The sequence below is a fragment of the Paenibacillus brasilensis genome (assembly GCF_009363115.1).
GTDB lineage: Bacteria > Bacillota > Bacilli > Paenibacillales > Paenibacillaceae > Paenibacillus > Paenibacillus brasilensis.
Genome location: NZ_CP045298.1, coordinates 4,351,823 through 4,378,274, shown reverse-complemented (window position 1 = coordinate 4,378,274; position 26,452 = coordinate 4,351,823). Strand labels below are relative to the sequence as shown.

Below are 26,452 nucleotides of genomic sequence, written 5' to 3'. Positions count from 1 at the left end.
CCTGTATATATGGAATTTCAAGTTCGCCTGTTAACCTTATAATAAGGTTCTCGCCCCTTTTAGAACGCATTTTAGAACGCATCAATGAAATGGTCCGTAACAACAGCCGCTTCCTCGGTCAATCGTACAGCCAGCATATCAAAACGGATTGGAGCATCTCCAATCCCATTCATATATAAATATACAGCGGCTGTTTGGCGAACCTGGGTTATTTTACGTGCGGTGACCGATTCTGCTGGGGTTCCATATTTGGAGCTGCTTCGACTACGTACTTCAATAAATACAAATGTGTCCTCCTGCTTGGCAATCAAATCCAGTTCACCGCTTCGGCAACGCCAATTACGCGCTATGATATGGTAACCCAGGTCTTCCAAAAATAAAGCCGCTGCTTGTTCACCCATCGTTCCTCTAGCTTTTCGCTGATCCTTGCCTCCGGCCCTCATTTCATTTCCCATCACCCATCATCCCTCGGAGCAAGCCTATCCATTTGGTATATATAGGTAAGCACTTCTGCTACCAACTGATAGAGCTCCGCAGGAATTTGTTCGTCCAAATCAAGCTTGGACAATACCTCAACCAGCGCAGCATCCTCCTGTACGGGAACACCATGCTCTTTGGCTTTTTCTAAAATGCTATCTGCAATGCGGCCGCTCCCCTTGGCAACGACAAGCGGTGCTTCGTTCTCACCGGGCGTATATTTAAGAGCGACCGCCTTCTTCCTGGAAGGAGAGGGAGCTTCCAACGACTCTTTCATATTTTAAGATCGACTCCTTTATACGGCTGGGGTACATAGCTTTGTACCTCGGAAGAGACGGGACTGTCCGGTTCAGTTCTGATGGGCATAGGCTCGGTACGAAGCGATAGAAGCTGGTATCCTAATGACTCCAGCGCCGCATTTATGGATTCACGCCCGCTGGTTAACAGCGAAGCGGCCCACTCCTGATCATTATGGAGCTTGAGACTCACAATCCGGTCCACGACTTGTACATCCACTAACGTCGGTCCAAGCCCCTTCATGTCCAAATCAAACCAAAGACGACAGTTGGATGAATCCAGCTCCCCCCGTTTGCCACGACGAGACTGAATCTGAACTGCAGCTGTTTCACGACCGTCCGGTCCGACAAACGGAATAAACATGTGTACTTGTGCAAAAGGAGCCGTCCGGTCTGTATTTAGCAGCAACTGCTGACCTGTCAGGTGCTGTACGACCTGCTGGGCCGCCTCTTTCAAAGCGGGCGGCAGGTCATCGCTGCTCATCAGCTGGAGCAGCGCCCCTTTTACGGTGTCTGCATCTGCTGACACCGCGCCGCCTGCCGCAGCCGTTAACCCCGGCAGTGGCTGCGGCGCTCCCTCCGGCGGCTCCAAGCGTGCCGCCGTTCCTTGCGCGGGCTGCGCAGCCGCGCGGTGAACTTGCTGCTCGTGCTCTGCACCGAGCAGCTTTAGCACGCGGCCCACCCACGGGTCCTCCGTGGGGGTGAGCTGCGTGCTGGAAGCTACAGACGCCGCTGGCTGCGAAGCCACGGTGTCTGTAGCCCGCGGAGCGCTCGCCGCCAGCTGCGACGCCTCCGGTGCGGGCTGCTCCGGCGCGGCCGTGCCTAGCGCGGGTGGGACCGCTGCACGCAGCTCTTGCAGCAGCGTGTGCAGCCGCTGGAGCGGCGCCTCCGTCGCAGCCCCGTTGCCCGCCGTGGATTGCGGCACAGGGCCATCAGCCGGCTGTGCAGCTGCGCGTTCAGCTGGTATAGCGGTTGTCGCTGGCTTCGCCCCGGCAGACTCTGTCGTTGCCGCCCTTGGAGCGCCATTAGCATCCTTAAGCTGCGTGCTTGTCGTGGCAGCTTGCTGCCCCTGCTCCGCTCTGGCACGGGAGCCGCTTAATGCGTCAGCGCCCGATTCAGACGCATTTGTGGCAGTGTCCGAAGCCGCTGTCGCTCCACGCCCATTGGCTGCCTCCGCTTCTTCTGGAGCAGTCCCTAGGGCTCCAAATGCATCCCTGGTCGGAGCATCCGGCTCTGTAGCCAAAGCATTCGCTTCATTCCCCGCAGCAGCAACAACAAGGTTGGCTGCCTGTGTCCCTTTCAGCAACTCCTTGCCTCCTGCTGCTTGTCCAGCTTCTCCCTGTTTTACAGGAGCAGAGGTGTCCTTGGATAATGCAGGCGCTTGACCTTCCGGCGTAACTACAACCCCAATGGTAGAGGTGCCTGCCGGACTAGCTGATGCTCGGTCAGCACCCTTTATCGCTGTTGCTTCTCTAGCTGTCTGGTCTATAGATGATGCTCCCTGTCCCAGCTGCTTTAATACCGTGTCGAGCTCCTGCTCCAATGATGACAGCAGATCATTTAAAGGAGGACCAAACATCGCTTGGCGCAGGCCATTAATGCTTTCTGCCGTCAATGGAAGTCCCCGCTGAAAAGCAACGGCTGCTGCCTGTACAAACGTTCCCGGTTGTACGTTACCAGGCTGCTTCACTAAAGCGTTTTGCAAAGAAGCTGCATTTTCCGATGTCAGTGGTACACCATTTTTTTGCATGGCCTGGATAAGTGCTCTATTCTGAGCTGTATCCAGCAATCCTACCGATTCCAATACATCGGCGAGAGCTACGGTTTGCTGTGGTGCATTAGCTGCATCGTTCAAAGGCTTAAGTACCGTCATTCCACTGGGGGAAGCCGGTTGTACCTGAAATGTTGTGGTCTGTCCAGGCTGAAGAGGGGTTTCCAGCTTTGCTCTGACTTGAGAGCCTTGTATTTGCAGCACAGCCTCACCGCCGTCCTCAGACACCTTTAATACGACGCCCCTCACGACTTGGCCTGGCTGCATATCGAGCTTTTTGACCTCTCCCGCCTTCACATCACCAAGTAATCCACGAAATACTGATCCGATGTTCATATCGCCCCTCCTCCCCTTTATCCCTCTATCTAAAGGGCCTATTTTATTGGGTATACATTATATCGGCATAGTTCCGTTTCATAATAAGGCTTCACAGATCAAACAGCGTTGGCTGCTCTGTAAGCAAATTGCCCAAAAAACTGCGTCTATGCATCTCCGTAGGTCCTAGTGCCAATATCTGTTCCCTATGCAACTTGGTAGCGTAGCCCTTATGTATGCCAATTCCGTATTCAGGATATTTTGCATCCCATTCGCCTTTGCACAGCCGATCACGGGTAACCTTCGCAATGATAGAAGCCGCCGCAATAGATTGACTATTCGCATCTCCCTTAATAATGGACAGCTGAGGAATGGGGACATCCACCTTTTCAGCATCCACAAGTAAATAATCAGGAGATACAGATAAAGCTTCAATAGCCTGCTTCATGGCCAAACGAGCTGCCTGTTTAATATTGATCTCATCAATCGTCCGCGAATCTACATAGCCTACTCCTATAGCAATGGCTTTCTCCATAATGAGCTCGTAGTATGCTTCTCTCTTTTTGTCCGTCAGTTTTTTCGAATCATCTACACCCTCCAGCAACTCACCTACTGGTAAAATAACGGCTGCAGCCACAACATCCCCGAACAAACATCCTCGACCTACCTCGTCAATACCAGCGATTCGCTCGCAGGACTGCTCCCAGCACTTTTTTTCATAGTTCAGCATATCCTTCACCACTACCTCTTTGTCTTCCACATTCAATACCTGCCCATCTATATGTAGTTTAACGCTTCATTTATGCCACATACCAAAAAAACCTTCCTCCTCTCCGGAGAGATGGGGAAGGTTCTTCCTTGCCGCAATTTACTATGTTCTGTTTCGGGCACACCGACCACAATCAGTAAGGAGCTTCCAAACTGAAACGTCCCAGCTTCCCTGCACGCAGCTCACGTAAAATAATTTTTGACGCCTTTTCGAGATCTACACGTCCGCCACTAACAATACAGCCACGTTTACGTCCGATGGCTTCCATAACACTGACAACATCATCAGGATTTTCTGTATCTTCAGGAGGTTCGGTAAGTTCAAAACGCTCTGCCATGGCATCCCAATAATATTGAACAAGATATTTTGTGGCGAAAAAGGCAATATCCTCTACGTTGAGAATTTCTTCCTTGATCGCTCCTGTAACTGCCAGACGATAGCCGACATTCTGATCCTCAAATTTAGGCCACAAAATACCCGGTGTATCCAGCAACTCAATTTCTCCGGTCTTGATCCACTGCTGTGCCTTCGTTACCCCCGGGCGATCACCCGTAGCTGCAATATTACGTCCTGCCATTCGATTGATTAGTGTCGATTTGCCGACATTCGGAATACCGACAATCAAAGCACGCATAGGACGCGGATTCATTCCTTTGGAAATCTGCCGATCTATTTTTTCCTTAAGTAACAGCTTGGCCTGAACCGGGATTTCCTTCATCCCTGTCCCTGTCGTAGCATCCACCTGAAAGGCTATATGCCCCTGCTCCTTAAAGTAGGCAATCCACTGCTGCGATACTACCGGGTCTGCCAAATCTGCCTTATTCAAAATAATCATTCGCGGCTTCCCCTGCAAAATATCATCAATCATTGGATTTCGGCTGGAAAGCGGCAATCGAGCATCAATCAACTCAATTACCAAATCAATCAGCTTTAATTTTGCTTCAATTTGGCGGCGCGCTCTGGTCATATGACCAGGAAACCATTGAATCGTCACCGTCATCACCTCATTGATCGTAACTCCAGCATTAACCTTTTAGGCGTTAGCTGGAATTACGGCAGCTGTGCTGCATATTAGTTAGTTTAGTGGTTAATCCACTGCATATCCTTCGCTGGCCAGAAAATAACGTCAGCCCGGCCCACGACTTCCTTCAAATCAATATATCCAATCATCCGACTGTCTGTGCTATTGGAACGGTTATCGCCCATAACAAAAATATGCCCTTCTGGAACTTTTCCATTCTTAAACTTCTCATTTGGAAAATTGGTAAACTTGTTGTAAAGCTCACCATTTTGATGCGCTTCTGCTAAAGGAGCCTTGAGATAAGGTTCCTGAATTGGCTTACCATTCACTGTAATCGTGTCACCTTCTACCTTGACCGTATCACCCGCAACGGCAATGACGCGCTTAATGAAGTCTCTTCCTTCTTCCGGAACATGGAACACAATCACTTCACCCGGCTTAGGGGCACGGAAATCATACAAAATCTCATTTACAATGACGCGTTCTCCGGTATGAAAGTTAGGCTGCATCGACGGTCCATCCACAATAAACGGCTTAAAGAGAAGCCAACGGATTAAAAAGACAAGCACTAACGCAATAATAATGGCCTTGAGCCACTCAAAAATCTCATTTTTTGGTTTACGTTTGGGCGTACCATCCTGATCGGTTGGCTGCTGTACAGTTCCTTGTCCTACTTCCTGCTCCATAGCTCACTGTCCTCTCTTTACGGTCAATAATCCACAGTTCCCTATGTACGTAGAAAAAACGAAAGGAGCTTGTAACCAAGCCCCTTTCGTTATTCGTTGTATTAACGACGAATTTCTTTAATTCTCGCTGCTTTACCGCGCAGTTCACGAAGATAATAAAGCTTCGCACGACGCACTTTACCACGGCGAGCCACTTCGATTTTATCGATTTTTGGGGAATGAAGCGGGAAAGTTCTTTCCACACCTACACCGTAAGAAATTTTACGAACTGTAAAAGTCTCACTGATTCCACCACCACGGCGTTTAATTACTACACCTTCAAACAACTGGATACGCTCACGAGTTCCCTCGATAACTTTCACGTGCACTTTCAAAGTGTCACCAGGACGAAAATTAGGCATATCTTTACGAAGTTGTTCTTCAGTGATCGCTTGGACGATATTCATCTATGACTCCCTCCTTCCGTACAGGTGTTCATGCTTCTTCTGGAAACACATCCGTTTCCTTCATCATCCACAGAGGACCACCGTATTACACACAACAGATTTATTGTATCATGGAGGTTACCGCATTGCAACAACAAAAAGGGATTTGACCAAACATTTTATTTAATTGACTTCATTATAGAACAGGTCACTACCTACTTTCAAATCCACTGATGGCTAAAGCGCTTTAACGCTTGTTCCCAGAACAGTCCGGTTTGCACTGCTCCTCAATCCACTCGCGCTCCTTGCCTGTCAGTTCAGCCTTCTCCAGCAGGTCAGGTCGGCGTTCGACCGTACGGCGCAATGCCTCCTGTCGTCTCCAGGCATCAATATTAACGTGATGTCCAGACAGCAGCACATCAGGTACTTTCCAGCCCCTAAACTCTGCAGGCCGGGTATAATGCGGGTACTCTAACAGTCCCGTGCTAAATGAGTCTGTAATTGCACTTGTTTCATTGCCCAGCACTCCCGGTAGCAGCCGTGTCACACTATCAATAACGACCATCGCCGGCAGTTCTCCACCAGTCAGTACATAATCGCCGATAGAAAGCTCATCAGTCACCAGATGTTCGCGAATCCGCTCATCATACCCCTCGTAATGTCCACATATAAAAATAAGATGGTCCTCTTTGGCCAGTTCCTCCGCTTTCTTTTGCGTAAAGGTCTCTCCTTGTGGACACATCAAAATGATACGCGGAGCTTTCAAATCAGCGTTCGCATCGTTTTTTTCATTATGGACGACTTCATCGGCACCCTCTAATATGGAACGCTCTGATTCATCCAACAGCGCTTCCACCGCGGCAAAAATAGGGTCAGGCTTCAATACCATGCCTCCCCCACCGCCATAAGGCGTATCATCTACCTGTCCATGCCTGTTTCCGGCATACTGGCGAAAATTAATCGCTTGTAGTGAAACTATTCCCTTATCCCTTGCTTTCCCCAAAATACTTGCACTAAATACACCATCAAACATTTCAGGAAACAGGGTCAGCACATCCACCCGCATTTACAGCAGTCCTTCCATCAACCGTACCGTAGCCTGTTTTTCGCGCACGTTTACATTCAAAATAACACTCTCTATATACGGCAGTAACAGTTCCTTACCACTAGGCATTTTGACTACCCATACATCATTGGCTCCCGGAGTCAAAATTTCTTTGACCACACCAAGCTTTTCTCCGTCTTCTGTAATGACTTCCAGGCCGATAACTTCATGAAAATAGAATTCATTTTCTTCCAGCTCACCTAGACGTTCAGCAGATACTTTCAACAAAGTACCTTTATATTTTTCAACATCATTGATATTGTGATATTCCTTAAATTTGACGATGACTATATTTTTTTGAAAACGCGCTGTCTCGACAGTTACGGGAATCGGTGCTTTACCATCCGCCGGAACAATCAATAGCTCGCTACCTTTGGCAAAACGATCCTCTAGAAAGTCAGTTGTCGCTAATATTTTAAGCTCGCCGCGAATTCCATGGGTATTCACAATTTTCCCGACATTAAACAATTGCTGCATCATGTTCCTCCTGCATGTAATCGGTCCGCTCCATATCATCTTCATCATGTACGAAAAAGGGTTAGGACATACATCCTAACCCACTTTCGTATATCTTTAAGATATGATGTCTACGGTAACCCGTTTATCCATCTTAACGGCTGCTGATGCAACCACAGTGCGAAGCGCCTTGGCGATGCGACCTTGCTTGCCAATGATTTTGCCTACATCCTCAGGATGTACACTAAGCTCATATACAACAAGCCGATCCTTCTCCAAGGTCTTCACGGTTACATCTTCCGGATGATCGACTAAAGCCTTAGCAATGATTATCACTAATTCTTCCATAATTGACCCTCCGAATCAGCACCTTATTTCTGTTGTTTAAGCTCATGAAACTTTTTCATCACGCCCGCTTTGCTAAGCAAGTTGCGGACTGTGTCGGATGCTTGTGCACCATCTTGCAACCATTTCAGCGCTTTATCTTCATCAATTTTTACAACCGCTGGTACTGTAATAGGGTTGTAATAACCGATTTCTTCGATAAAACGACCGTCACGCGGGGAACGGGAATCAGATACCACGACGCGATAGAAAGGAGCTTTATGTGCACCCATACGTTTCAGACGAATACGAACTGCCACGAAAATTCACCTCCTTCAAAAAGTAGACTGTATATTGTTATCCATAATGCCAACGGCCGCAAAGCCTTAACGAAATGGAAACTTCAAGCCTTTACCCATACCCTTCAACTGCTTAAGAGCCTTGTTTTTGCCACCTTTAGGCCCCATCATATCTGAGAACTGCTTCATCATACGGCGCATTTCGTCAAATTGTTTGATCAGACGATTTACCTCAGCCAGCGATGTTCCACTGCCTACAGAAATCCGTTTGCGCCGACTATGATTGATCATGTCCGGATTTTGCTTTTCTTGTGTAGTCATTGAATGCACGATAGCCTCAATACGGCCCATCTGTTTGTCATCCACTTTGACATCTTTCATTTGCTTCATATTACCCATGCCGGGAATCATATCAAGAATCTGGTCAATCGGGCCTAGCTTTTTAACCTGATCCATCTGCTCCAGAAAATCTTCAAAAGTAAACTCGGCATTGCGCATTTTCCGTTCCATTTCCTTCGCCTTGTCAGCGTCGATATTGGATTGCGCTTTTTCAATCAGGGACAACATATCGCCCATACCCAAAATCCGTGAAGCCATCCGTTCCGGATGAAAGGGCTCCATCGCATCCAGCTTTTCACCCAATGTAGCAAACTTGATCGGGCAGCCAGTCACAGCCTTAACTGACAAGGCCGCACCACCACGGGTGTCACCATCCAACTTCGTCAGTACAACCCCTGTTAGCTCCAGACTGCTGTTAAAGTGCTCTGCAACGTTAACCGCGTCCTGCCCCGTCATGCTGTCTACCACGAGCAGAACTTCGTCTGGCTTGACGTTAGCATGAATCTGGCGCAGCTCTTCCATAAGCTCTTCATCAACATGAAGACGACCAGCAGTATCTATAATAACGTAATCGTTACCGTTATCCTTAGCATGCTGCAAACCCTGCTTTGCAATTTCGACGGGGCTTGTCTGATCTCCGAGAGTAAATACAGGGGCATTGATCTGCTCACCCAAAATTTGGAGCTGCTTGATCGCGGCCGGTCTATAAATATCACCAGCTACAAGCAACGGACGATGATTTTGCTTTTGCAGCAGCTTCGCTAGTTTACCGGACGTCGTCGTTTTACCTGCACCCTGGAGACCCACCATCATAATGACTGTAGGCGGTTTGTTTGCTTTGGCAAGCTTGGCCTGGCTACCACCCATCAACTCGGTCAGTTCCTTGTTCACGATGTCAATAATGACCATGCCTGGCGTAAAGCTGTCCATTACTTCCTTACCGATGGACTTCTCTTTCACCTTGGCAATAAAGTCCTTTACAACCTTGAAGTTAACGTCCGCCTCAAGCAAAGCCAATCGCACTTCACGCATCGCCTGAGCTACATCATCCTCAGACACTTTCCCCTTGCCGCGCAGTTTACTGAATACATTTTGCAAGCGTGTCGATAATCCTTCAAATGCCATACTTTCGCACCTCCTTGTCTACCAGGGTTGTTTATCTACTCATTTATATAACCTACAATTCCTGCAGGCGATTTATAATTTGACGAACATGCTGCAGAGTGCCTTCATGGACCTCGCCCATCTTACCGAATGCCTCATGCAATGCCGTGTTTAGTTCTTTCAGATCTTGGCTTCTGCGTTCATGCTTACTCAGCAATCCAAGCTTTTCCTCATACATTTCAAGTACCTGTTCGGCACGTTTAATATGCTCATACACTGCCTGACGGCTAATTTCAAATTCCGAAGCAATTTCTCCCAGAGAAAAATCATCATGGAAGTAATATTTCAAAAACATCTGTTGCTTCTCCGTAAGGAGAGGTTCATAGAAGTCAAACAGTCGGTTAATTCGGTTTGTTTTTTCCAGCCGATTCTCCTGACTCATCACCGATACCTCCATTACCTCCATCGTCAAGGAAAAACACTTTACAGTTCTTTTCAACGTTCCTTATGATACATAAAAGAAAAGAAGATGTCAAGCGTTATCCCTTGTCATATAAAAAAAAGCCGTTCCACAACTCTTAAACAGAATTATGGATCGACTTTTTTCCTCTATTTCTTAAACCCTGACTGGAGTAAGATACAGCAGAACAGCTAGAAAATGAAGTGTGCTGCCTGCCAAAACAAACAGATGCCAGATTGCATGATGATACGGAAATGCACGCCACACATAGAAAATCGTGCCCAGCGTGTACAGAAGACCACCTACGAACAATAACGTCATCCCTGCCGCGGGAACTACCGCTACCAGAGGATTCCAGGCAATGATAATAAGCCAGCCCATTACAATGTAAAACACGGTAGACATGAACAGAAAGCGTTTGGTGAAGAACGCCTTGAACAGCACACCGACCAAAGCGATTCCCCAAACCACTCCAAACAGCGTCCAGCCCAAAGTCCCTCGCAGTGCAACGAGCATAAACGGAGTATAGCTGCCCGCAATGAACAGGTAAATGCAGGAATGATCGAATATTTCGAACAAATCCTTCAATTTCCCTTCCCGCAGGCTATGAAGCAACGTGGAATTGGTGTACAACAGCAGCATTGTTATCCCGTAAATCGTAAAGCTGACCACATGCCAAGCAGTCCCTTTTAAGCTGGCAAAAACAATGAGCAGCACAAGTGCCGCCACACTTAAAACGACTCCAATTCCATGTGTAATCGCGTTGGCTACTTCCTCCCGTCGGGAATAAGTATAGGTGTTCGCCATCAGTTCTTCACCCACGCTTTCGTAAGATATTTTATATACAAAAATATATATCCGGCATCGACAGACCCATTGCTCTAATTATATATCTCGACGATATATATATCCACCATCTCGAACAGCAGAAGGACCAGTCCAAGCCCCGAACCTGATAAGCTAGACGATTACAATGCGTCCTCCAAAATTCCCGCGCCAGCCTGCACGCTCTAAATTAGCGCTGCTCTTCCTCGCCAGCAGCAGTTGCTTCACCAGTCTCTTCCTGAATCAAGCCCGCAAACAATGCGTGGACGAATTGCTCGGAATCAAACGGCTGAAGATCATCCACTTTTTCACCTAGGCCCACCAGTTTAACAGGCAAATTCAGTTCTTGGCGGATTGCCACAACAATCCCACCCTTCGCTGTACCATCCAACTTCGTCAGCACCAGTCCGGTTACGCCGCTTTTCTCTCCAAACAGCTTGGCTTGGTTAAGTGCATTTTGTCCGGTCGTGGCATCGAGTACCAGCAGCACTTCATGAGGAGCGTCTGGGATTTCACGCTGGATAACACGAAAAATTTTGTTCAGCTCCTCCATCAGATTGCTTTTATTCTGAAGACGTCCAGCAGTATCACACAGCAAAACATCTACCTGACGCTGCTTTGCAGCCTGTACGGCATCAAACATAACCGCAGCCGGGTCGGAACCGGATTGCTGCTTAATGACCTCAACACCTGCCCGTTGCCCCCATACCTCCAGCTGTTCAATCGCACCGGCACGGAACGTATCTCCGGCAGCCAGCATCACTTTTTTACCTTCCTGTTTAAAACGATGAGCCAGCTTGCCGATCGTTGTTGTTTTGCCGACACCGTTGACCCCGACGAATAGAATAACTGTAATTCCATTAGAACTCATTTGGAGCTGACTGTTGTCATTGCCTCGCAGCAGCTCGGATAGCTTTTCCGACAATACAGGCTGAAGCTCGGATGCATCCTCGATTTTGCGTTTTTTTACTTCTTCCCGCAGGTCTTCAATGAGGTTCATAACCGTATTGACACCTACGTCCGCTCCGATCAGAATTTCTTCCAGTTCCTCATAAAACTCCTCATCAATTTTTTTGCGGCGAATCATCAAATCCGTTACTTTTTCAACAAAGCCTTTTCTTGTTTTTTCCAGTCCATCCTTGAACTGTTTTGTGACAGATTCCGTTTTGCTTGCAATGCTTTCCTTTAATTTTCTAAAGAAGCTCATAGGTTCCCTCCGTTGATTTGAAAGTATGTTATTTGCTATCAGGCAATCTCAGCTTCGTCACTATCCAGCTTGACAGATACGAGTTTGGAAACCCCGCCTTCCTCCATCGTAACCCCATACAGCACGTCGGATTCTTCCATTGTACCCTTGCGGTGAGTAACTACAATGAACTGCGTCTGCTCCGAGAATTCCCGTAAATACTGTGCAAAACGCACCACATTGGCTTCGTCCAATGCAGCCTCTACTTCATCCAGCACACAGAATGGAACAGGTTTAACATGTAAAATGGCAAACAGCAACGCCATCGCTGTTAACGCCCGCTCACCGCCCGACAGCAGCTGCAGGTTTTGCAGTTTTTTGCCCGGTGGCTGAGCTACAATGTCAATTCCCGTCTCCAGTAAGCGTTCCGGGTCAAGTAGTACCAGATCGGCACGCCCGCCTCCAAACAGCTTGGAGAAAACCGTGCCGAATTCGCGTCGAATGGCATCGAACGTGGATTTGAAGCGTTTGGACATTTCATCATCCATTTCACGAATAACCTGATAGAGCGTGGTTTTGGCCTCCACCAGATCTGATTTTTGCTCATCGAGAAACGTATAACGCTCATGCACACGCTGATATTCCTCTATCGCACCCAGATTGACCTCGCCCAGCTCGGAAATACCGCGTTTGAGCCTTTGCACTTCAGCCTGCGTGCTTTCAATATCTTCCGGTACAGGATAGCGCTGCTTGGCCAGCTCATAGCTAAGTTCATAGTCATCGCTTAATTTTTTGAGTACGTTTTCCAGTTCTACATCAAGCCGGTTTACTCCAATTTCCGTTTGACGAAGCAGCTCTTCGACCGATTTAAGCTGAATTCGCTGCTCCTTTGTCTCGTTCTCAGCCATTTCCAGCTTTTTGGATAAGCTGCTGCGTGCAGCCCGCTTAAACTCCAGCTGCTGCGAGGCTTCTTCCTTTTTCAAACGGTATTGATTGAGATTTTCAATCTGCTTTACGCTTTCCTGCTCATTAGTCAGCAGATCAGCTTCAATGGAAGCAAGCAAGGTCTTGTTCTGCCTCGAATCCTTGCCAAGCGTATCATAATCTCCACGCAATCTGCGCAGCTGCTCTTCCAATGAAAAGCGCTCCTGATCCAGCTTGCCTTCTCTAACCTTGAGATTCGTAAGTTCTCCTTGCAGCTGCTCCTTGGCAGATTCGTTAGCTTTACGAGCAAATTCAGCAGCATGAATGGCTTGATGAGTTTTCTTCTCTTCCTGCTCCAGTGCAGCCAGCTTTACCAACGCTTCTTCACGTGCAGCTTCCAGCTCTTTTATCTCCTGGTCAAAACCCTTTTTCTCCTGACTGGACGCAGCAACTTGTTCAAGGACATGACGCAGTTCATGCTCCAGCTGCTTGAGCTCCATTGCCGTCTGCTGCTCTTCTCCACGCTTCACATCCCCGGCCTGACGCAGCTCGTCCAACTGGATCTGTGTCTCCTCCAGCTGGCGTTTGGTATCCACAGCGCTTTGACGTAATCTCGCAATTTGCTGCTCTGTATCTAAAATGTCTTGATCCAACTGATCCAGCTGACGTTTGCGTCCAAGCAGATTGGCATTTTTCTTAAACTGGCTACCTCCAGTCATGGAACCACCTGCATTGACGACGTCACCTTCCAGCGTCACAACACGGTATCTATATTGGCAACGGGCGGCAATCCGGTTTGCATCTTCCAGCGTGCGGGCTATGACCACATTCCCCAAGAGACTGCCTACAATTCCGGCATACCGCTCGTCATACTGAACAAGATCCGCACCGATTCCGACAAAGCCCTCAGCGCTTTCCACAATTTGACGCTCCCCCGCACCGATTTGACGCGGGCGAATGACATCCATAGGCAAAAATGTTGCTCTACCCAATTGACGTTGCTTTAAAAAACTGATGGCCTGTCTGGACACCGATTCATTTTCCATTACGATATGCTGTACGGAAGCGCCCAAAGCAGTTTCCATCGCCTGCTCCAAATGCTCAGGTACTCGAATCAGCTCTGCTACCGCTCCATGCACACCGTGCAAGGTCTCTTTGCGCGAAGCCTTCAAGACTTCCTTGACACCCAGCATAAAGCCGTCAAAGTCATCCTGCATTTCCTTCATCGTATCTCGGCGTGAAATTTGAGCCTCACGTTTTTGTTCCCATTTACGAATGGTGCCTTGGCTTTCTTCGAGTAGCTTTTGCAGCGCCTGGTACTTTTCACTTCCCTGAATATATCCACTGCGCAGACTACTGATTTCCTGTCCCAGCTTCTGAATGGCAGCTTCCAGTCCCTTTTTGCGCTGATCCAGCTCGACTTTTTGTGCTTCCCATTTACCGGATTCGTCACTGACACGATTCACCCGCCGCTCCAGCGCTTCCTTCTGCTGGTCGGTATAACGGATTTCGTTACGCGCCTGTGCCATCTGGTTCATCAGCTCCAGCAGGCTGCCTTTAAGGCTTTCCTCCTGCTCCTGACTGATACCGCCTGTGACACCAATCAGCTTGGCCTCTTCATCAGATAGCCTCGCACGCAGCTCTTCAAGCTCTACAATTAACGCAGACAGCTTTTCATTCAGCTGATCCAGTTCATTTTTGCGATCGGAATGCCTTGCCTCGCTCGTGCTGAGCGATAGAATAAGCTGTTCCCGGTTAGCCTGCAGATTGCGTGTGCGCTCTTTCAGCAATTCACCGTAGCCTTCGCTCTTTTCTGTAGCCTCACTGTACTGCAGCAAATCACTTTGCAAACGCTCGACTTGCTCCTCCAGTTGACGCAGCTCATTGCGCTCACTCTCCAGCATAGCATCATGGCGGGATACTACCGTAGACAGCTGAAGCTGCTCCTGCTTTAGCAGAGCCAGCTTGGAAGTTGCATCGCTCCACGAAGTATGAATTTGCTCTATTTGATAGACGTACATTGAAATCTCTTTTGATTTCAGCTCACTACGCAGCTCTTTATAATGAATCGCCTTTTCCGATTGCTCCTTAAGCGGGCCGATTTGATCCTCCAGTTCGCTGACCAAATCGTGAATACGCAGCAAATTTTGCTCCGTATCATCCAGTTTGCGAACCGCCTCTTTTTTACGTGATTTATATTTTACGATACCCGATGCTTCTTCAAAAATACCGCGCCGGTCCTCGGATCGGGTACTCAAAATCTCCTCAATACGCCCTTGCCCGATAATGGAGTAAGCTTCTTTACCGATCCCTGTGTCCATAAACAGCTCGGTAATATCCCGAAGTCTGCATGACTGTCGGTTAATGAAATATTCACTATCGCCACTTCGATGCACACGACGGGTTACCGTGACTTCGCCAAAATCCAGAGGCAACGCTTGATCTTCATTATCCAGTGTAAGCGATACTTCACCATAATTAACTGCCTTGCGAGCATCACTACCAGCAAAAATAATATCTTCCATTTTGCCACCACGCAGTGATTTGGCGCTCTGTTCGCCCAGCACCCAGCGAATACCATCGGAAATATTACTTTTTCCGCTACCGTTGGGTCCGACGACTGCTGTAATGCCGCGGACAAATTCCATTTCCGTTTTATCTGCAAACGATTTGAAGCCCGCCAGCTCAATGCGCTTTAAAAACATGCTCAATCTCACCTCTAACATTTCAAATATGCTTGTATAACACCGTTTACCTGATGGACATGAATTATCCCTATTGTAGCACAAGACTACTTTGGATAAGCATACTATCAACGTTCAACATCGACGTTCAACGCACTGCAGCCAAGCCACGAAAAAAGAGCAAAACGCAGTCCATTCGCCTTTGCGGGCCGGGACTCCCCCGCGGACTGCCCTTTGCTCTTACTTTGTGTCCCCTGCTCGCGCAACCCGTCCGGGCCCGCTCAGGTACCGATTATGATTCCGCCAGCTTCAAACGGTTTAAAGCTACTGCCGCCGCTTGCTGCTCAGCTTCTTTTTTGGAGCGTCCCGTACCTGCCCCCAGCCGTTCGCTGTCCATATATACCTCGGCTACAAACTCACGTTCATGGGCAGGTCCGCGCTCCTCCACAATCTTGTATTCAAGCATCCCCATGTTATGATGCTGCGTCAGTTCCTGAAGCTCTGTTTTAAAATCACTCATCTGGAGCTTACCATTTAACACGATTTGAGGAAAAATATAACGTTCCAGAAACGACCGGACGGCCTCCAGACCCTGATCCAAATAAAGCGCGCCTACGAACGCTTCGAACACGTCAGCGAGCAAAGCCGGACGAGTACGCCCACCCGTCAGCTCTTCACCTTTTCCAAGCAGTACATATTGCCCGAACTCAAGCCCGACAGCAAATTTCACCAGAGAAGGCTCGCAAACGATAGCTGCGCGCAGCTTGGTCAATTCGCCTTCGGGTCGATTAGGGTATTGATTGTACAATTGCTCGGATACAGTCAGCTCCAGCACAGCGTCACCTAAAAATTCAAGGCGCTCATTGTCTGCATGCTGACTGAACCGATGTTCGTTTACGTAGGAAGCGTGCGTAAAGGCCTGCTTCAGAAGCTGCCGATTGTTGAATTGAATATGAAGTTTCTGCTGTAATTGCTTCAAGTCTCCACTCAACGAACTGACCCCTTACGCTTCATATTTTTTTAGAATAACCGTAGCATTGTGACCGCCAAAACCAAAGGAATTGGACATAACCACATTCAGTTCCGCTTTTCTTGGCTTGTTAGGCACATAATCAAGATCGCATTCCGGGTCTTGATTATCCAGATTAATCGTAGGCGGAATCGTCTGATGCTGAAGGGCAAGACCACAGATTATAGCTTCAACGCCGCCCGCTGCACCCAATAGATGCCCTGTCATCGACTTGGTTGAGCTGATCGCTACCTTATAAGCATGCTCTCCAAGCGTTTTCTTGACTGCTTCCGTTTCAGATTTATCACCCACTGGAGTCGATGTGCCGTGAGCGTTGATATAATCAATCTCCTCCGGCTCCAATCCAGCATCGCGGATCGCCATTCTGATGCAGCGTGCCGCACCCTCAGGATCAGGCTCCGTCATATGATGAGCATCGCCGGACAATCCATAGCCAATTACTTCACCGTAAATACGCGCACCACGCTCCAAAGCATGATCCAGCGATTCCAGGATTAGAACACCAGAGCCTTCGCCCATCACGAATCCATCTCTTTCCGTATCAAAAGGCCGGCTTGCCTTTTCAGGTTCATCATTACGTGTGGACATCGCCCGCATGGAACAAAATCCAGCCATACCGATCGGACGAATCGTCGCCTCAGCTCCGCCGCAGATCATGACGTCAGCATCACCACGCTGAATCATACGGTAGGAATCACCAATGGCATGACTGCCTGTGGCACAAGCGGTTACTGGCGATGTATTGGGTCCTTTGGCACCGAGTGAAATGGACACTTGACCGGAGCCCATATTGGCAATCATCATCGGGATAAAGAAAGGGCTTACGCGTTTAGGTCCTTTTTCCATTAGTGTACGATGCTGATCCTCCCAAGTCCCTAATCCGCCAATGCCGGAACCTACAGATACACCTACACGATCAGCTTCCGCATTCTCTCCGATGACAAGTCCGCTATCCTTAAGCGCCAATTTACTGGCTGCAACCGCAAACTGTACAAAGCGGTCCATTTTACGTGCGTCCTTGCGTTCAATATAATCCTCTGGATTAAAATCCTTCACGGAAGCGGCTATTTTCGTAGGATAGTCAGTCGTATCGAAAGCCTCGATTGGGCTGATGCCAGATTTTCCAGCCATCAGATTATCCCACAGTGTGTTCAAATCCTGTCCCAGCGAAGTGATTACACCCATTCCTGTTATGACAACTCGTTGTTTCAAAGATAATCACCTCTATGTCTACTGCAAATTGTATTTTAAGGCCGCACGCTTTGTGCGCAGAAATAATATAGAATCAACTAAAGTTAGTAATGCCATATAATCAAACACACGGCAATTCCGTCTTTAGTTCAATCTGTATAATTAGGAGAAAGTCCCGCCTGTAACAGAACGGGACTTTTGTTGACATGAATTAGGTATGAGATTGTATGTACTTTACAACTTCACCTACAGTTGTAATTTTCTCTGCATCTTCATCAGAGATTTCCATATCAAACTCATCTTCCAATTCCATAACCAATTCAACTACATCGAGAGAATCAGCGCCTAAATCATCTTTAAAAGATGCTTCAAGTGTAACTTCGGCTTCGTCGGCTCCCAAACGGTCAACGACAATGCGTTTTACGCGCTCCAATACGTCGGACATCCGGCTCACCTCCTCCTTAGGTATTATACGAAAATTACAATTAAAATGCCATAGAAGAGAGTTTTCATTCATTACTCTTCATCGGGGCATGCGGATCGGCAACACATAACTACATGTACATGCCGCCATCCACATGCAAAGTCTGGCCCGTCATGTATGAGGAAGCGTCAGTGGCCAAGAACAGCACCACGTTCGCAATTTCCTCAGGCCGTCCGAGACGGGCCAGCGGAATACCGCTGAGCATACTATCACGCAAATCGTCAGCCAGCACCTGCGTCATCTCCGTATCAATAAATCCGGGAGCTACACAGTTCACTGTAATGCCTCTCGAAGCAAGCTCTTTGGCAGAGGATTTGGTAAGACCAATCACGCCCGCTTTAGCAGCTACATAGTTTGCTTGACCTGCATTACCAAGTACACCGACAACAGAAGAGATATTGATAATTCGACCGGAACGCTGTTTCATCATAGGTCGTGTTGCCGCCTTAAGGCAATTAAACACACCTTTCAGATTCGTTTCGATCACTTGATCGAACTCTTCTTCCTTCATGCGCATGATTAAATTATCTCTTGTTATTCCGGCATTATTCACAAGGATGTCAATCTTGCCCCAAGCGTCAATTACATCCTTGATTAACCGATCTGCCTCGTCAGCATGCCCGACATTGGCCTGGATCGTAATAGCTTCCACGCCCTTGGCTCGAATCTGCTCTGCAACCTCAGCCGCAGCCTTTTCGCTGCCAGCATAGTTTACCGCCACATTAGCGCCTGCTTCAGCTAGCGCCAGCGCGATACTACGGCCAATTCCGCGCGACGCTCCCGTAACCAGTGCCGTTTTTCCACTTAATGGCTTAGACATCATAGTACCTCCTTGCAAGTATATTGGCAATCACTATTACTTTTAACGGAGCTCCAAGGCCTCCATCACAGAAGTAAACGACTCCAGGTTGCTTATATTATACAGCTTAACCGTTTTGTTGATCTTTTTAACCAATCCGGTTAAAACACTTCCCGGTCCAAACTCAATAAAAGTGTCAACACCCTGTTCCAGCAGCCATGCCACGCTGTCTTCCCATAGTACGGGGGAATAGACCTGTTCCACCAGCAGCTGGCGAATTTCGTTACCCTCACGGACAGGTTTTGCCGTTACATTAGCCACAACCGGAATTTGAGCTTCGGAGAAATCCACACCCTCCAGCTTACCGGAGAGCTTAGCCGCCGCTTCCTTCATCAAGGATGAATGGAAAGGACCGCTGACTTCCAGAGCAATAGCACGCTTGCCGCCTGCTTCCTTCACACGTTCAGCGACCGCAGCAACACCTCCCTTCGTGCCAGATACAACAATTTGTCCGGGGCAGTTGATATTCGCCAGTTCAACCAGTTGACCAGACTCCGTTATATCACGGCATAGTCCTGCCAGCGCTTCACGGTCAGCTCCCAGCACAGCAGCCATCCCGCCTTGTCCATCAGGTATCGCCTGCTCCATAAACTCGCCACGTGCACGTACAATCTCAACCGCGTCCTCGAATGCGAGGACACCGGAAGCAACAAGTGCGCTGTATTCCCCAAGGCTGTGCCCAGCCATATAATCAGGACGAATCCCTTTTTCCTTGAACATTTCATATAATGCAATGCTTGCCGTTAACAGCGCAGGCTGTGTATTCGATGTCTGTTTCAAAGCTGTGTCTGGTCCTTCAAAAATCAGTGTGCTTAACGCGAAGCCCAAACGCTCGTCAGCTTGACGAAACACTTCTTTTGCAGTTGGAATCGCTTCAAAAGCGTCTTTAGCCATACCTACAGCTTGTGAACCCTGACCGGGAAATATAAATGCCATTTTACCCATCTTGTATGCACCTCTCTATACCCAATGCTTGTCCTGTAAAGTACCTGACAAATTCAATATTGTATCAAACCCGTCGTCTTCTTACCAGACAAGAACCGACGCCCCCCAGGTTAACCCGCCGCCGAAGCCAACCATTAATATCCGGTCGCCTTCCTTCATACGGCCTTCCTCAGCTGCCTCTACAAGAGCAAGAGGGATTGAGGCTGCAGATGTATTTGCATATTTATTAACATTAATGACTACTTTTTCTTCTGGCAAGTCCAAACGCTGCATCGCCGACTGGATGATGCGAATATTGGCTTGATGTGGAACGAATAGATCAATGTCATCTTTAGTCAATCCTGCTTTTTCCAATACGTCAACCGTAGCTGTTCCCATCACACGGACCGCAAACTTGAACACTTCGCGTCCGTTCATGTAGATGTAGTGCTGTTTATTTTCTATTGTATCCGCACTCGCTGGCAAACGCGAACCGCCAGCTTCGAGCTTAAGCAAGCCGCCTCCTGCACCTTCGGCACCGAGATCAAAGGATTGAAATCCTCTACCTTCAGGTACTTCACCAATGACTACAGCTCCTGCACCGTCTCCAAAAAGAACACAAGTATTGCGGTCGGTATAATCCGTAATGCGGGAAAGACAGTCTACCCCTATGATCAACGCATTATTATAAATTCCTGTCTTAATGAAGCTTGTTGCCGTTGCCAGCCCATACACAAAACCCGAGCATGCTGCAGACAAATCGAAAGCCGCTGCCCCTTTTGCTCCCAACTTATCCTGAAGAATGCAGGCAGTTGACGGAAATGCCATATCCGGTGTAACCGTAGCTATAATAATCAGATCCAAATCCTCTGCCTTCATGCCAGCAGACTTCAACGCCTTTATCGCAGCTTCATAAGCCAAATCCGATGTAGCCTGATCCGGTGCCGCAATATGGCGCTCCTGAATCCCTGTACGACTGACAATCCATTCGTCACTTGTTTCTACGATTGCTTCCAGATCTTTATTGGTCAGAATTTTCTCAGGAACATATTTACCCGTTCCGATAACACCAACCGGACGTAATTTATTCATATCGTCACTCACTTCCTGCTGATTTCCTTGGAAATACTTTCAACCAGTTGGTTTTGCAAGGCCGTACGGGCCTGTCTTACCGCATTTTTTACGGCAACGCCGTCAGACGAACCGTGACTTTTCAAGACGAGTCCGCTCAGCCCCAGTAAGGGAGCACCGCCATGCTCCTTATAGTCCAGCTTATCCTTGAGACTGCGAAGTTCAGGCATAATCAATGCCGCCGCCAGCTTGGTCTTTAATGATTTGGTGAACTTCTCTTTAAGGAGAGAAAATATCGCTCCGGCCGTACCTTCCAGCGATTTTAGCATGATGTTTCCGGCAAATCCGTCACACACCAGTACATCACAATTCCCGGTTAACACATCTCTGGATTCGACATTACCTACAAAATGGACAGGTAATTGCTCAATAAGAGGAAATGCTAATTTCGTCAATTCATTGCCCTTCCCGGCTTCGGTTCCGACATTCAGCAGACCTACCCTTGGAGAAGCCATACCGTGAACCTTCTGACGATACAAGCTCCCCATCAATGCATACTGGGCAAGATGCTCGGGCTTGGCATCCATATTGGCTCCCAAGTCCAGTGCCAGTACACCCTGATCGTCAATCGTCGGTATCATCGGGGCAAGAGCCGGACGTTCAATCCCTTCCATTCTTCCAACCACCAGCAACCCTGTGGTCATTAACGCACCAGTATTACCTGCAGAAATCATGGCATCCGCTTCGCCTTCTCTGACCATTCGACCAGCTACGACCATTGAGGCATCCTTTTTGCGCCGTACTGCCTTTACAGGCTCATCTTGCGCATCTATCAGTTCGGATGCATGACGAATGCTGAGGTTCGCAGGCAACGCTCTGCCGTTCAGAACCGATTCAATCTGTTCACGATCACCAACCAGCGTAATGTCCGTATCCTTCCATTCCGCCGCCGCAGATAGCGCACCCTCTACCGTCGCCTCTGGGGCATGATCTCCCCCCATGGCATCAATGGCGATCCGCATGCTGACTTCCTCCTTCGCTATACTCTTCCTCCGTAGACCGATAAATGACAAAATTCCCTTGGAACACCATTTCCTCCCCTACGTAGGTAAATACCTCCACTTTGGCCTTCCCTTTTTGCTCAGGATTTGAGCGTACATATGCCTTGGCAATACACTTCTCTCCCAAATGAACAGGGCGGACAAAGCGAATATCCGCCGAAGCGGTCAATGCTATCTCATCATTAATCACGGCGACAGCCAATGAGTTGGCTTGAGCAAAGACATAATGCCCCCGTGCAATGCCGGTGCGTGAAAAGATGTGCTCCTCTTTGATTTCAAAGATGGAAATACCACTTCGATCCAATTGGAGATCAACGATATCCCCGATCACTTCATGTAAAGGCAAGGAACGAACCTGATCGTAGGAGCGCTCAGCCATCAGCTTTAGCCGCTCTCGCAATTCCGGGATTCCGAGTTCCATCCGGTCCAGCCGAATCGTCTGAATGCTTACCTTCAATTGTCTCGTCAATTCCTGATCCGTTACGAACGGATTGTCATCAATCAGTTGAGTCAGCCGCTGCTGTCTCTGTCTCTTCGGCAAACGTTCGATGTCAGTGATGCCTCCTTTCCCTGCAATAAGCTGCCGTTCAGCCGACGGTTCGGGTTACTTCACGTTCTAACGGCATAAACTTCAAGCCGATTTGTCATTTTGTATGTATAAAGGAACCCCTTCGGCCCTTCTTTCTTAGAACCTGGTACTAAAACAGTATATAGCATGCTGGCACAAAAAGAAAGCATGCAAATAAAAAAAGTGACGCCTCACTGGAGTGAAGCGCCACTTTCCCTGCGAAGATTCCAAAGAATCCGCTTATCGGACATTATTGAGAGATGATCTCTCTAGCTTTGTACGTTCCGCAAACTTTGCACACATGGTGAGCAAGTTTCAATTCGCCGCATTCGGAGCATTTCACCATACCTGGTACTGCCAGTTTAAAGTGAGTACGACGTTTGTCGCGACGAGTTTTGGATGTTCTCCGTTGAGGTACTGCCATTATTCCCACCTCCTTAACCAGATCACCCCCGCAAAGCGGGTATGACTTCTTATCTCATTCAAGACTGAAGGTAACTACCGGAAGCAGTTACTTTACAGCCGGTGAATCAAGCCTGCAACATCCATGCATGGTTCTGTAACTCTCCAGCACAAGTGGATGATGATTTTTTTCAGAATTGAACTCAATTCTCATTTAAAAAAATCCTTAAGCCCTGCCAGACGCGGGTCAATCTTGTCCGTATTGCCATCGTCACTGTCATCGGAGCCGATGCTCCAGTTTTGTCCAGCCGCCGGTACGATCCCTTGACAGTCCTCACTGCACACAGGCGCAAACGGCACGTTCAGTACAAACAGTTCTTTGCAATACGGTGCAATGTCAAAGGAATCCTCCGTCACTGCAATAAATTCGCCATCTTCATCTTCCTCTTCATTACTTGAAGAGGTTTGCTTGAACCGTTCACGGAATTCAATCTTCAAATCCTCATGCATCGGACTCAAACAGCGCGAACACAGCATGTCCAGACCTGCGGTCAGTGTGCCTTCCACGCTCATCAAGCCTTGATCCAGACTAACGGCGACCAGATCAATCTCCAGCGGGGAAACGGCCGTAACATCAGCACGATCATCCACCAATTCACTCACATTAAGAGATTCACGGATAGGAAAAGGACCGTCACTTGTTGCTACTTTGCGAAAAAATAGTTGCATCGCTATCACTCCAAACAAACAAAAATTATTATACCGACTGATCGAGTCGTTTGTCAACACCTTTCACTTTACACCACATACAAACCCATTGGTTTTCCATGGGTACAGCACGTTTTTTGCGAAAGCGAAAATACGTTGTACGGATCATGTACCTTTGAGCATTCGTACCCCCGCCACTCTTCGTGTACAATAATGCGAGTATAAAGGTTTTTGATCCAGGTCTCAATGGCCTTGTTCAGAATAGTTACTGGAACAGCTATTAAAGAAAGGAGCTGACATCCATCTTGAAAACACTTGGAGTTATTGTAGAGTATAATCCGCTGCATAACGGACATGTTCATCACTGGAAGGAGTCTCTTCGCATCACTGGTGCAGAGCGCACGGTTGCTGTGATGAGTGGCCCTTTCCTCCAGCGGGGTGAACCCGCGATTACGGACAAATGGTCCCGCACGGAAATGGCGCTCGCCATGGGCGTAGACCTCGTTGTAGAGCTGCCTGTGGCTTACGCCATCCAGCCCGCAGAATGGTTTGCCCACGGGGCGGTCGCCCTGCTCCACGCCACGGGCGTCGTCGACGCGCTCTGCTTCGGCAGCGAGAGCGGAGACATTGCGCCGCTCCGCGCGCTGGCCCGCGTGCTGGCGGCAGAGCCGGCCGAGCTTAAGGCCGGCATCGCACAGCGCCTGCGCAGCGGCGTGAGCTATCCTGCCGCCTACGCAGGGGCCGTAGCGGCGCTCGTGACCGAAGGGGCGAACGGTGCTGCGCTCGCCGCCCTTATGCAGCAGCCCAACAATACGCTCGGGCTGCATTACTTGATTGCGCTGGAACGGCTGGGCAGCACAATCAAGCCCTTCACCATAGCCCGCACGGGATCGGGCTACCACGAAGCCGAGGCGCCTGCGGACGGAGCCATCGCCAGCGCCACGGCCATCCGCCGTCTGCTGCTGGACGGCGGGCCGGAGGCTGCGTCGCCGTATGTACCTGCGGCAACGCTGGAGATTTTGCGGCGCGAGTGGCAAGCCAGACGCGCGCCGCTGCAATGGGAAGCGTTCAGCCAGCCCCTGCTGAACGCCCTGATCACGCGCAGCCCGCAGCAGCTGGCGGAGCTGCATGAGGTCACCGAAGGGCTGGAGTATCGTCTGCGGCAATCGCTGTACACGCTGGCCCAGCCCTCGGTAGAGGCATTACTCGCTGCCGTCAAGACAAGGCGGTATACTCATACGAAGCTTCAGCGCATGCTTGCACATATTTTGCTGAATCATGGCAAAGCCAATATGACTCCCACTGAGCTGGCGAAAGGTCCCGGTTATATCCGTGTGCTCGGCTTTAATACGGCTGGACGCGAGTTGCTGGCACGGATGAAGCAGACAGCAACCCTTCCTGTATGGGTCAAGCCATCCGCCGGATCACATCCCCATCTGGACTGGGATACGGCCGCTGCCGCCATACATGCAACCGGGATGCCGCGTCCCGCCATCCGCGATATGTATGCCGACTACTTGCGACCGCCCATTATGGTTTGATGGGCAGCTTTTCCATATAATTCAGCGCATCGTCAAGCGTACGCACCGGAACGAGCTTCATGCGCGTTCCAATTTGCTCAGCTTTGGCCTTGGCTTCTTTATAATTATCCGTCGGGACAAAAAACAATTCTGCCCCCTGACGGTCAGCGGCGATAATTTTATACTTTGCACCCCCGATCGCTCCCACCTGGCCGTCTTTATCAATAGTGCCCGTACCGGCTACACGATATCCCTTACTCAAATCACCGGGTGTCAACTGGTTATAAATTTCCATCGTAAACATTAAACCTGCCGAAGGGCCACCAACGTCTGTGGATGTAAAATGAATCGTTTTACGTCCATCCTTCGGCTCTACCTTTTGCACCGTGGCAATGCTGACGCCAAAGCCGGGACGTTGTTTGCCCGTCTCGCTGTCCTTGATGGTCGTTAACGGAGCCTGCACCGTCAGCAAGGTGCCATTGCGCTTGAGCTTTACCTGTACTTTGGTCCCCGCTTTCTCATTTTCCAAGGCAATCCGAATGGAGCGATTATTCGTTACCCTCGTGCCGTTCAGCTCCAATATTTCATCTCCAGGTTCAAATACGCTGTTTGATCGGGGCACCTTAAACACATACACATAATCCGGCACAATCCGATACGGAATACGGGCGCGGCTGTAGGCAGCCTCCATGGCGGAGGACTGGGAATCCCCCATATACCATACCTGCTCTGCTGTATATTCGTCCTCACTTCTTCCGTGCAGGCGATCCTCCTTGCGCTGAATCTCCGAATTGCTATCCAGCTTGGACATGCCCAGCATGACAAGATTGGCATAACGTGCCGATACTGTCGTCATCATAAAGGTGCCACGTTCGTTGCGATCACCTTCCCGGACTGTAACCATCGGTTTGATCTCGTTGGCCCCACCTGGTCCATAGATCAGATAAGGGGTTGGCATATAGACCAGCACATAGACCATTGCGGTCAGCATCAAAACATAACCGATTGAAAAAAGAGCACTTTTGCGGCTGATTTGCTTCATCGCTTCTCCCCCTTTCAGCCCGACTTCCTAACTTCCTAACCTCCGCCAATCAATCCTGCGCACCTGCTTGTTCTCAAGCCTTTCGAATAAGCATACATTGTTTACGACAAGACAACTTATATGAAC

At 48.9% G+C, this 26,452-nt stretch carries 28 protein-coding genes; 1 reads left to right on the top strand and 27 read right to left on the bottom strand.

What is annotated here, in order from left to right:
* Window positions 1-71 precede the first annotated feature (71 nt).
* The 26 genes from GCU48_RS20875 to GCU48_RS20750 form a co-directional block, all read right to left on the bottom strand.
* Window positions 72-455 (bottom strand): YraN family protein, encoded by a 384-nt coding sequence (locus tag GCU48_RS20875; RefSeq protein ID WP_025718448.1) that lies wholly within the window; start codon window positions 453-455, stop codon window positions 72-74.
* The gene (locus GCU48_RS20870; RefSeq protein ID WP_152381328.1) at window positions 455-754 is read right to left on the bottom strand and encodes an EscU/YscU/HrcU family type III secretion system export apparatus switch protein; all 300 of its coding nucleotides are present in this window, start codon (window positions 752-754) and stop codon (window positions 455-457) included. Before GCU48_RS20870 ends, GCU48_RS20875 begins: the two co-directional genes overlap by 1 nt.
* Window positions 751-2,880, bottom strand: a complete 2,130-nt coding sequence (locus tag GCU48_RS20865; protein ID WP_152381327.1) for a DNA ligase — start codon at window positions 2,878-2,880, stop codon at window positions 751-753. Before GCU48_RS20865 ends, GCU48_RS20870 begins: the two co-directional genes overlap by 4 nt.
* A 91-nt stretch (window positions 2,881-2,971) precedes the next feature.
* Window positions 2,972-3,619, bottom strand: a complete 648-nt coding sequence (locus tag GCU48_RS20860) for a ribonuclease HII (protein WP_152381326.1) — start codon at window positions 3,617-3,619, stop codon at window positions 2,972-2,974.
* 142 nt (window positions 3,620-3,761) lie between these two features.
* Window positions 3,762-4,622: a ribosome biogenesis GTPase YlqF gene (gene ylqF / locus GCU48_RS20855; RefSeq protein WP_152381325.1), complete on the bottom strand. Its 861-nt coding sequence runs from the start codon at window positions 4,620-4,622 to the stop codon at window positions 3,762-3,764.
* A gap of 86 nt (window positions 4,623-4,708) precedes the next feature.
* Complete coding sequence (lepB, locus tag GCU48_RS20850) at window positions 4,709-5,335, bottom strand: signal peptidase I (RefSeq protein WP_152381324.1); 627 nt, start codon at window positions 5,333-5,335, stop codon at window positions 4,709-4,711.
* A 101-nt stretch (window positions 5,336-5,436) separates the two neighbouring features.
* Complete coding sequence (gene rplS / locus GCU48_RS20845) at window positions 5,437-5,781, bottom strand: 50S ribosomal protein L19 (protein WP_025717224.1); 345 nt, start codon at window positions 5,779-5,781, stop codon at window positions 5,437-5,439.
* Window positions 5,782-6,007: 226 nt separating this feature from the next.
* Window positions 6,008-6,826, bottom strand: coding sequence for a tRNA (guanosine(37)-N1)-methyltransferase TrmD (gene trmD / locus GCU48_RS20840; RefSeq protein ID WP_152381323.1), 819 nt, complete (start codon window positions 6,824-6,826; stop codon window positions 6,008-6,010).
* Window positions 6,827-7,342, bottom strand: coding sequence for a ribosome maturation factor RimM (gene rimM / locus GCU48_RS20835; protein WP_025717226.1), 516 nt, complete (start codon window positions 7,340-7,342; stop codon window positions 6,827-6,829).
* A gap of 96 nt (window positions 7,343-7,438) precedes the next feature.
* A complete protein-coding gene (locus GCU48_RS20830; protein WP_013309863.1) occupies window positions 7,439-7,669 on the bottom strand; it encodes a KH domain-containing protein in 231 nt (76 codons plus the stop codon).
* A 23-nt stretch (window positions 7,670-7,692) separates the two neighbouring features.
* Window positions 7,693-7,965 (bottom strand): 30S ribosomal protein S16, encoded by a 273-nt coding sequence (rpsP, locus tag GCU48_RS20825; protein WP_014281051.1) that lies wholly within the window; start codon window positions 7,963-7,965, stop codon window positions 7,693-7,695.
* Between the two features lie 66 nt (window positions 7,966-8,031).
* Window positions 8,032-9,408, bottom strand: a complete 1,377-nt coding sequence (ffh, locus tag GCU48_RS20820; RefSeq protein ID WP_152381322.1) for a signal recognition particle protein — start codon at window positions 9,406-9,408, stop codon at window positions 8,032-8,034.
* Between the two features lie 52 nt (window positions 9,409-9,460).
* Window positions 9,461-9,829: a putative DNA-binding protein gene (locus GCU48_RS20815; protein WP_152381321.1), complete on the bottom strand. Its 369-nt coding sequence runs from the start codon at window positions 9,827-9,829 to the stop codon at window positions 9,461-9,463.
* A gap of 174 nt (window positions 9,830-10,003) precedes the next feature.
* Window positions 10,004-10,654 (bottom strand): PAQR family membrane homeostasis protein TrhA, encoded by a 651-nt coding sequence (gene trhA, locus GCU48_RS20810; RefSeq protein ID WP_152381320.1) that lies wholly within the window; start codon window positions 10,652-10,654, stop codon window positions 10,004-10,006.
* A 208-nt stretch (window positions 10,655-10,862) separates the two neighbouring features.
* Window positions 10,863-11,879, bottom strand: a complete 1,017-nt coding sequence (gene ftsY / locus GCU48_RS20805; protein ID WP_152381319.1) for a signal recognition particle-docking protein FtsY — start codon at window positions 11,877-11,879, stop codon at window positions 10,863-10,865.
* 38 nt (window positions 11,880-11,917) lie between these two features.
* Window positions 11,918-15,487 (bottom strand): chromosome segregation protein SMC, encoded by a 3,570-nt coding sequence (smc, locus tag GCU48_RS20800; RefSeq protein WP_152381318.1) that lies wholly within the window; start codon window positions 15,485-15,487, stop codon window positions 11,918-11,920.
* A 271-nt stretch (window positions 15,488-15,758) separates the two neighbouring features.
* Window positions 15,759-16,457: a ribonuclease III gene (gene rnc, locus GCU48_RS20795; RefSeq protein WP_013309856.1), complete on the bottom strand. Its 699-nt coding sequence runs from the start codon at window positions 16,455-16,457 to the stop codon at window positions 15,759-15,761.
* Window positions 16,458-16,469: 12 nt separating this feature from the next.
* Window positions 16,470-17,708, bottom strand: a complete 1,239-nt coding sequence (fabF, locus tag GCU48_RS20790) for a beta-ketoacyl-ACP synthase II (protein WP_152381317.1) — start codon at window positions 17,706-17,708, stop codon at window positions 16,470-16,472.
* Window positions 17,709-17,898: 190 nt separating this feature from the next.
* Window positions 17,899-18,132, bottom strand: coding sequence for an acyl carrier protein (locus tag GCU48_RS20785; RefSeq protein ID WP_007429985.1), 234 nt, complete (start codon window positions 18,130-18,132; stop codon window positions 17,899-17,901).
* Between the two features lie 109 nt (window positions 18,133-18,241).
* Window positions 18,242-18,991, bottom strand: a complete 750-nt coding sequence (gene fabG / locus GCU48_RS20780; protein ID WP_152381316.1) for a 3-oxoacyl-[acyl-carrier-protein] reductase — start codon at window positions 18,989-18,991, stop codon at window positions 18,242-18,244.
* A gap of 42 nt (window positions 18,992-19,033) precedes the next feature.
* On the bottom strand, window positions 19,034-19,975 hold the full coding sequence (fabD, locus tag GCU48_RS20775; protein WP_152381315.1) for an ACP S-malonyltransferase: 942 nt from the start codon (window positions 19,973-19,975) through the stop codon (window positions 19,034-19,036).
* 81 nt (window positions 19,976-20,056) lie between these two features.
* Window positions 20,057-21,046, bottom strand: coding sequence for a beta-ketoacyl-ACP synthase III (locus GCU48_RS20770; protein WP_152381314.1), 990 nt, complete (start codon window positions 21,044-21,046; stop codon window positions 20,057-20,059).
* 8 nt (window positions 21,047-21,054) lie between these two features.
* On the bottom strand, window positions 21,055-22,047 hold the full coding sequence (gene plsX / locus GCU48_RS20765) for a phosphate acyltransferase PlsX (RefSeq protein ID WP_152381313.1): 993 nt from the start codon (window positions 22,045-22,047) through the stop codon (window positions 21,055-21,057).
* Complete coding sequence (fapR, locus tag GCU48_RS20760; RefSeq protein WP_025717237.1) at window positions 22,031-22,627, bottom strand: transcription factor FapR; 597 nt, start codon at window positions 22,625-22,627, stop codon at window positions 22,031-22,033. Before fapR ends, plsX begins: the two co-directional genes overlap by 17 nt.
* Before the next feature lie 277 nt (window positions 22,628-22,904).
* The gene (gene rpmF, locus GCU48_RS20755; protein WP_007429979.1) at window positions 22,905-23,078 is read right to left on the bottom strand and encodes a 50S ribosomal protein L32; all 174 of its coding nucleotides are present in this window, start codon (window positions 23,076-23,078) and stop codon (window positions 22,905-22,907) included.
* Window positions 23,079-23,266: 188 nt separating this feature from the next.
* Window positions 23,267-23,785 (bottom strand): YceD family protein, encoded by a 519-nt coding sequence (locus GCU48_RS20750; RefSeq protein WP_152381312.1) that lies wholly within the window; start codon window positions 23,783-23,785, stop codon window positions 23,267-23,269.
* A 284-nt stretch (window positions 23,786-24,069) separates the two neighbouring features.
* Between GCU48_RS20750 and GCU48_RS20745 the strand changes: the two genes are divergently transcribed.
* Entirely contained in the window at window positions 24,070-25,305 is a 1,236-nt protein-coding gene (locus tag GCU48_RS20745) for a nucleotidyltransferase (RefSeq protein WP_152381311.1), read from the top strand.
* On the opposite strand, the gene GCU48_RS20740 is transcribed toward GCU48_RS20745, so the two are convergent.
* Window positions 25,295-26,326 (bottom strand): SepM family pheromone-processing serine protease, encoded by a 1,032-nt coding sequence (locus GCU48_RS20740; RefSeq protein ID WP_152381310.1) that lies wholly within the window; start codon window positions 26,324-26,326, stop codon window positions 25,295-25,297. The two genes, GCU48_RS20745 and GCU48_RS20740, sit on opposite strands and share 11 nt — an antisense overlap.
* Window positions 26,327-26,452: the final 126 nt, after the last annotated feature.

Excerpts from the sequence above, each read along its gene's own strand:
- plsX (WP_152381313.1), bottom strand. The coding sequence starts at position 22,047 with ATGCGGATCGCCATTGATGCCATGGGGGGAGATCATGCCCCAGAGGCG.
- GCU48_RS20750 (WP_152381312.1), bottom strand. The coding sequence starts at position 23,785 with ATGCAACTATTTTTTCGCAAAGTAGCAACAAGTGACGGTCCTTTTCCT.
- GCU48_RS20865 (WP_152381327.1), bottom strand. The coding sequence starts at position 2,880 with ATGAACATCGGATCAGTATTTCGTGGATTACTTGGTGATGTGAAGGCG.
- GCU48_RS20785 (WP_007429985.1), bottom strand. The coding sequence starts at position 18,132 with ATGTCCGACGTATTGGAGCGCGTAAAACGCATTGTCGTTGACCGTTTG.
- ffh (WP_152381322.1), bottom strand. The coding sequence starts at position 9,408 with ATGGCATTTGAAGGATTATCGACACGCTTGCAAAATGTATTCAGTAAA.
- GCU48_RS20830 (WP_013309863.1), bottom strand. The coding sequence starts at position 7,669 with ATGGAAGAATTAGTGATAATCATTGCTAAGGCTTTAGTCGATCATCCG.
- ftsY (WP_152381319.1), bottom strand. The coding sequence starts at position 11,879 with ATGAGCTTCTTTAGAAAATTAAAGGAAAGCATTGCAAGCAAAACGGAA.
- GCU48_RS20870 (WP_152381328.1), bottom strand. The coding sequence starts at position 754 with ATGAAAGAGTCGTTGGAAGCTCCCTCTCCTTCCAGGAAGAAGGCGGTC.
- trhA (WP_152381320.1), bottom strand. The coding sequence starts at position 10,654 with ATGGCGAACACCTATACTTATTCCCGACGGGAGGAAGTAGCCAACGCG.
- fabD (WP_152381315.1), bottom strand. The coding sequence starts at position 19,975 with ATGGGTAAAATGGCATTTATATTTCCCGGTCAGGGTTCACAAGCTGTA.
- fabG (WP_152381316.1), bottom strand. The coding sequence starts at position 18,991 with ATGTCTAAGCCATTAAGTGGAAAAACGGCACTGGTTACGGGAGCGTCG.
- rpmF (WP_007429979.1), bottom strand. The coding sequence starts at position 23,078 with ATGGCAGTACCTCAACGGAGAACATCCAAAACTCGTCGCGACAAACGT.
- GCU48_RS20740 (WP_152381310.1), bottom strand. The coding sequence starts at position 26,326 with ATGAAGCAAATCAGCCGCAAAAGTGCTCTTTTTTCAATCGGTTATGTT.
- lepB (WP_152381324.1), bottom strand. The coding sequence starts at position 5,335 with ATGGAGCAGGAAGTAGGACAAGGAACTGTACAGCAGCCAACCGATCAG.
- rplS (WP_025717224.1), bottom strand. The coding sequence starts at position 5,781 with ATGAATATCGTCCAAGCGATCACTGAAGAACAACTTCGTAAAGATATG.
- trmD (WP_152381323.1), bottom strand. The coding sequence starts at position 6,826 with ATGCGGGTGGATGTGCTGACCCTGTTTCCTGAAATGTTTGATGGTGTA.
- rimM (WP_025717226.1), bottom strand. The coding sequence starts at position 7,342 with ATGCAGCAATTGTTTAATGTCGGGAAAATTGTGAATACCCATGGAATT.
- GCU48_RS20875 (WP_025718448.1), bottom strand. The coding sequence starts at position 455 with ATGGGAAATGAAATGAGGGCCGGAGGCAAGGATCAGCGAAAAGCTAGA.
- smc (WP_152381318.1), bottom strand. The coding sequence starts at position 15,487 with ATGTTTTTAAAGCGCATTGAGCTGGCGGGCTTCAAATCGTTTGCAGAT.
- GCU48_RS20815 (WP_152381321.1), bottom strand. The coding sequence starts at position 9,829 with ATGAGTCAGGAGAATCGGCTGGAAAAAACAAACCGAATTAACCGACTG.
- GCU48_RS20770 (WP_152381314.1), bottom strand. The coding sequence starts at position 21,046 with ATGAATAAATTACGTCCGGTTGGTGTTATCGGAACGGGTAAATATGTT.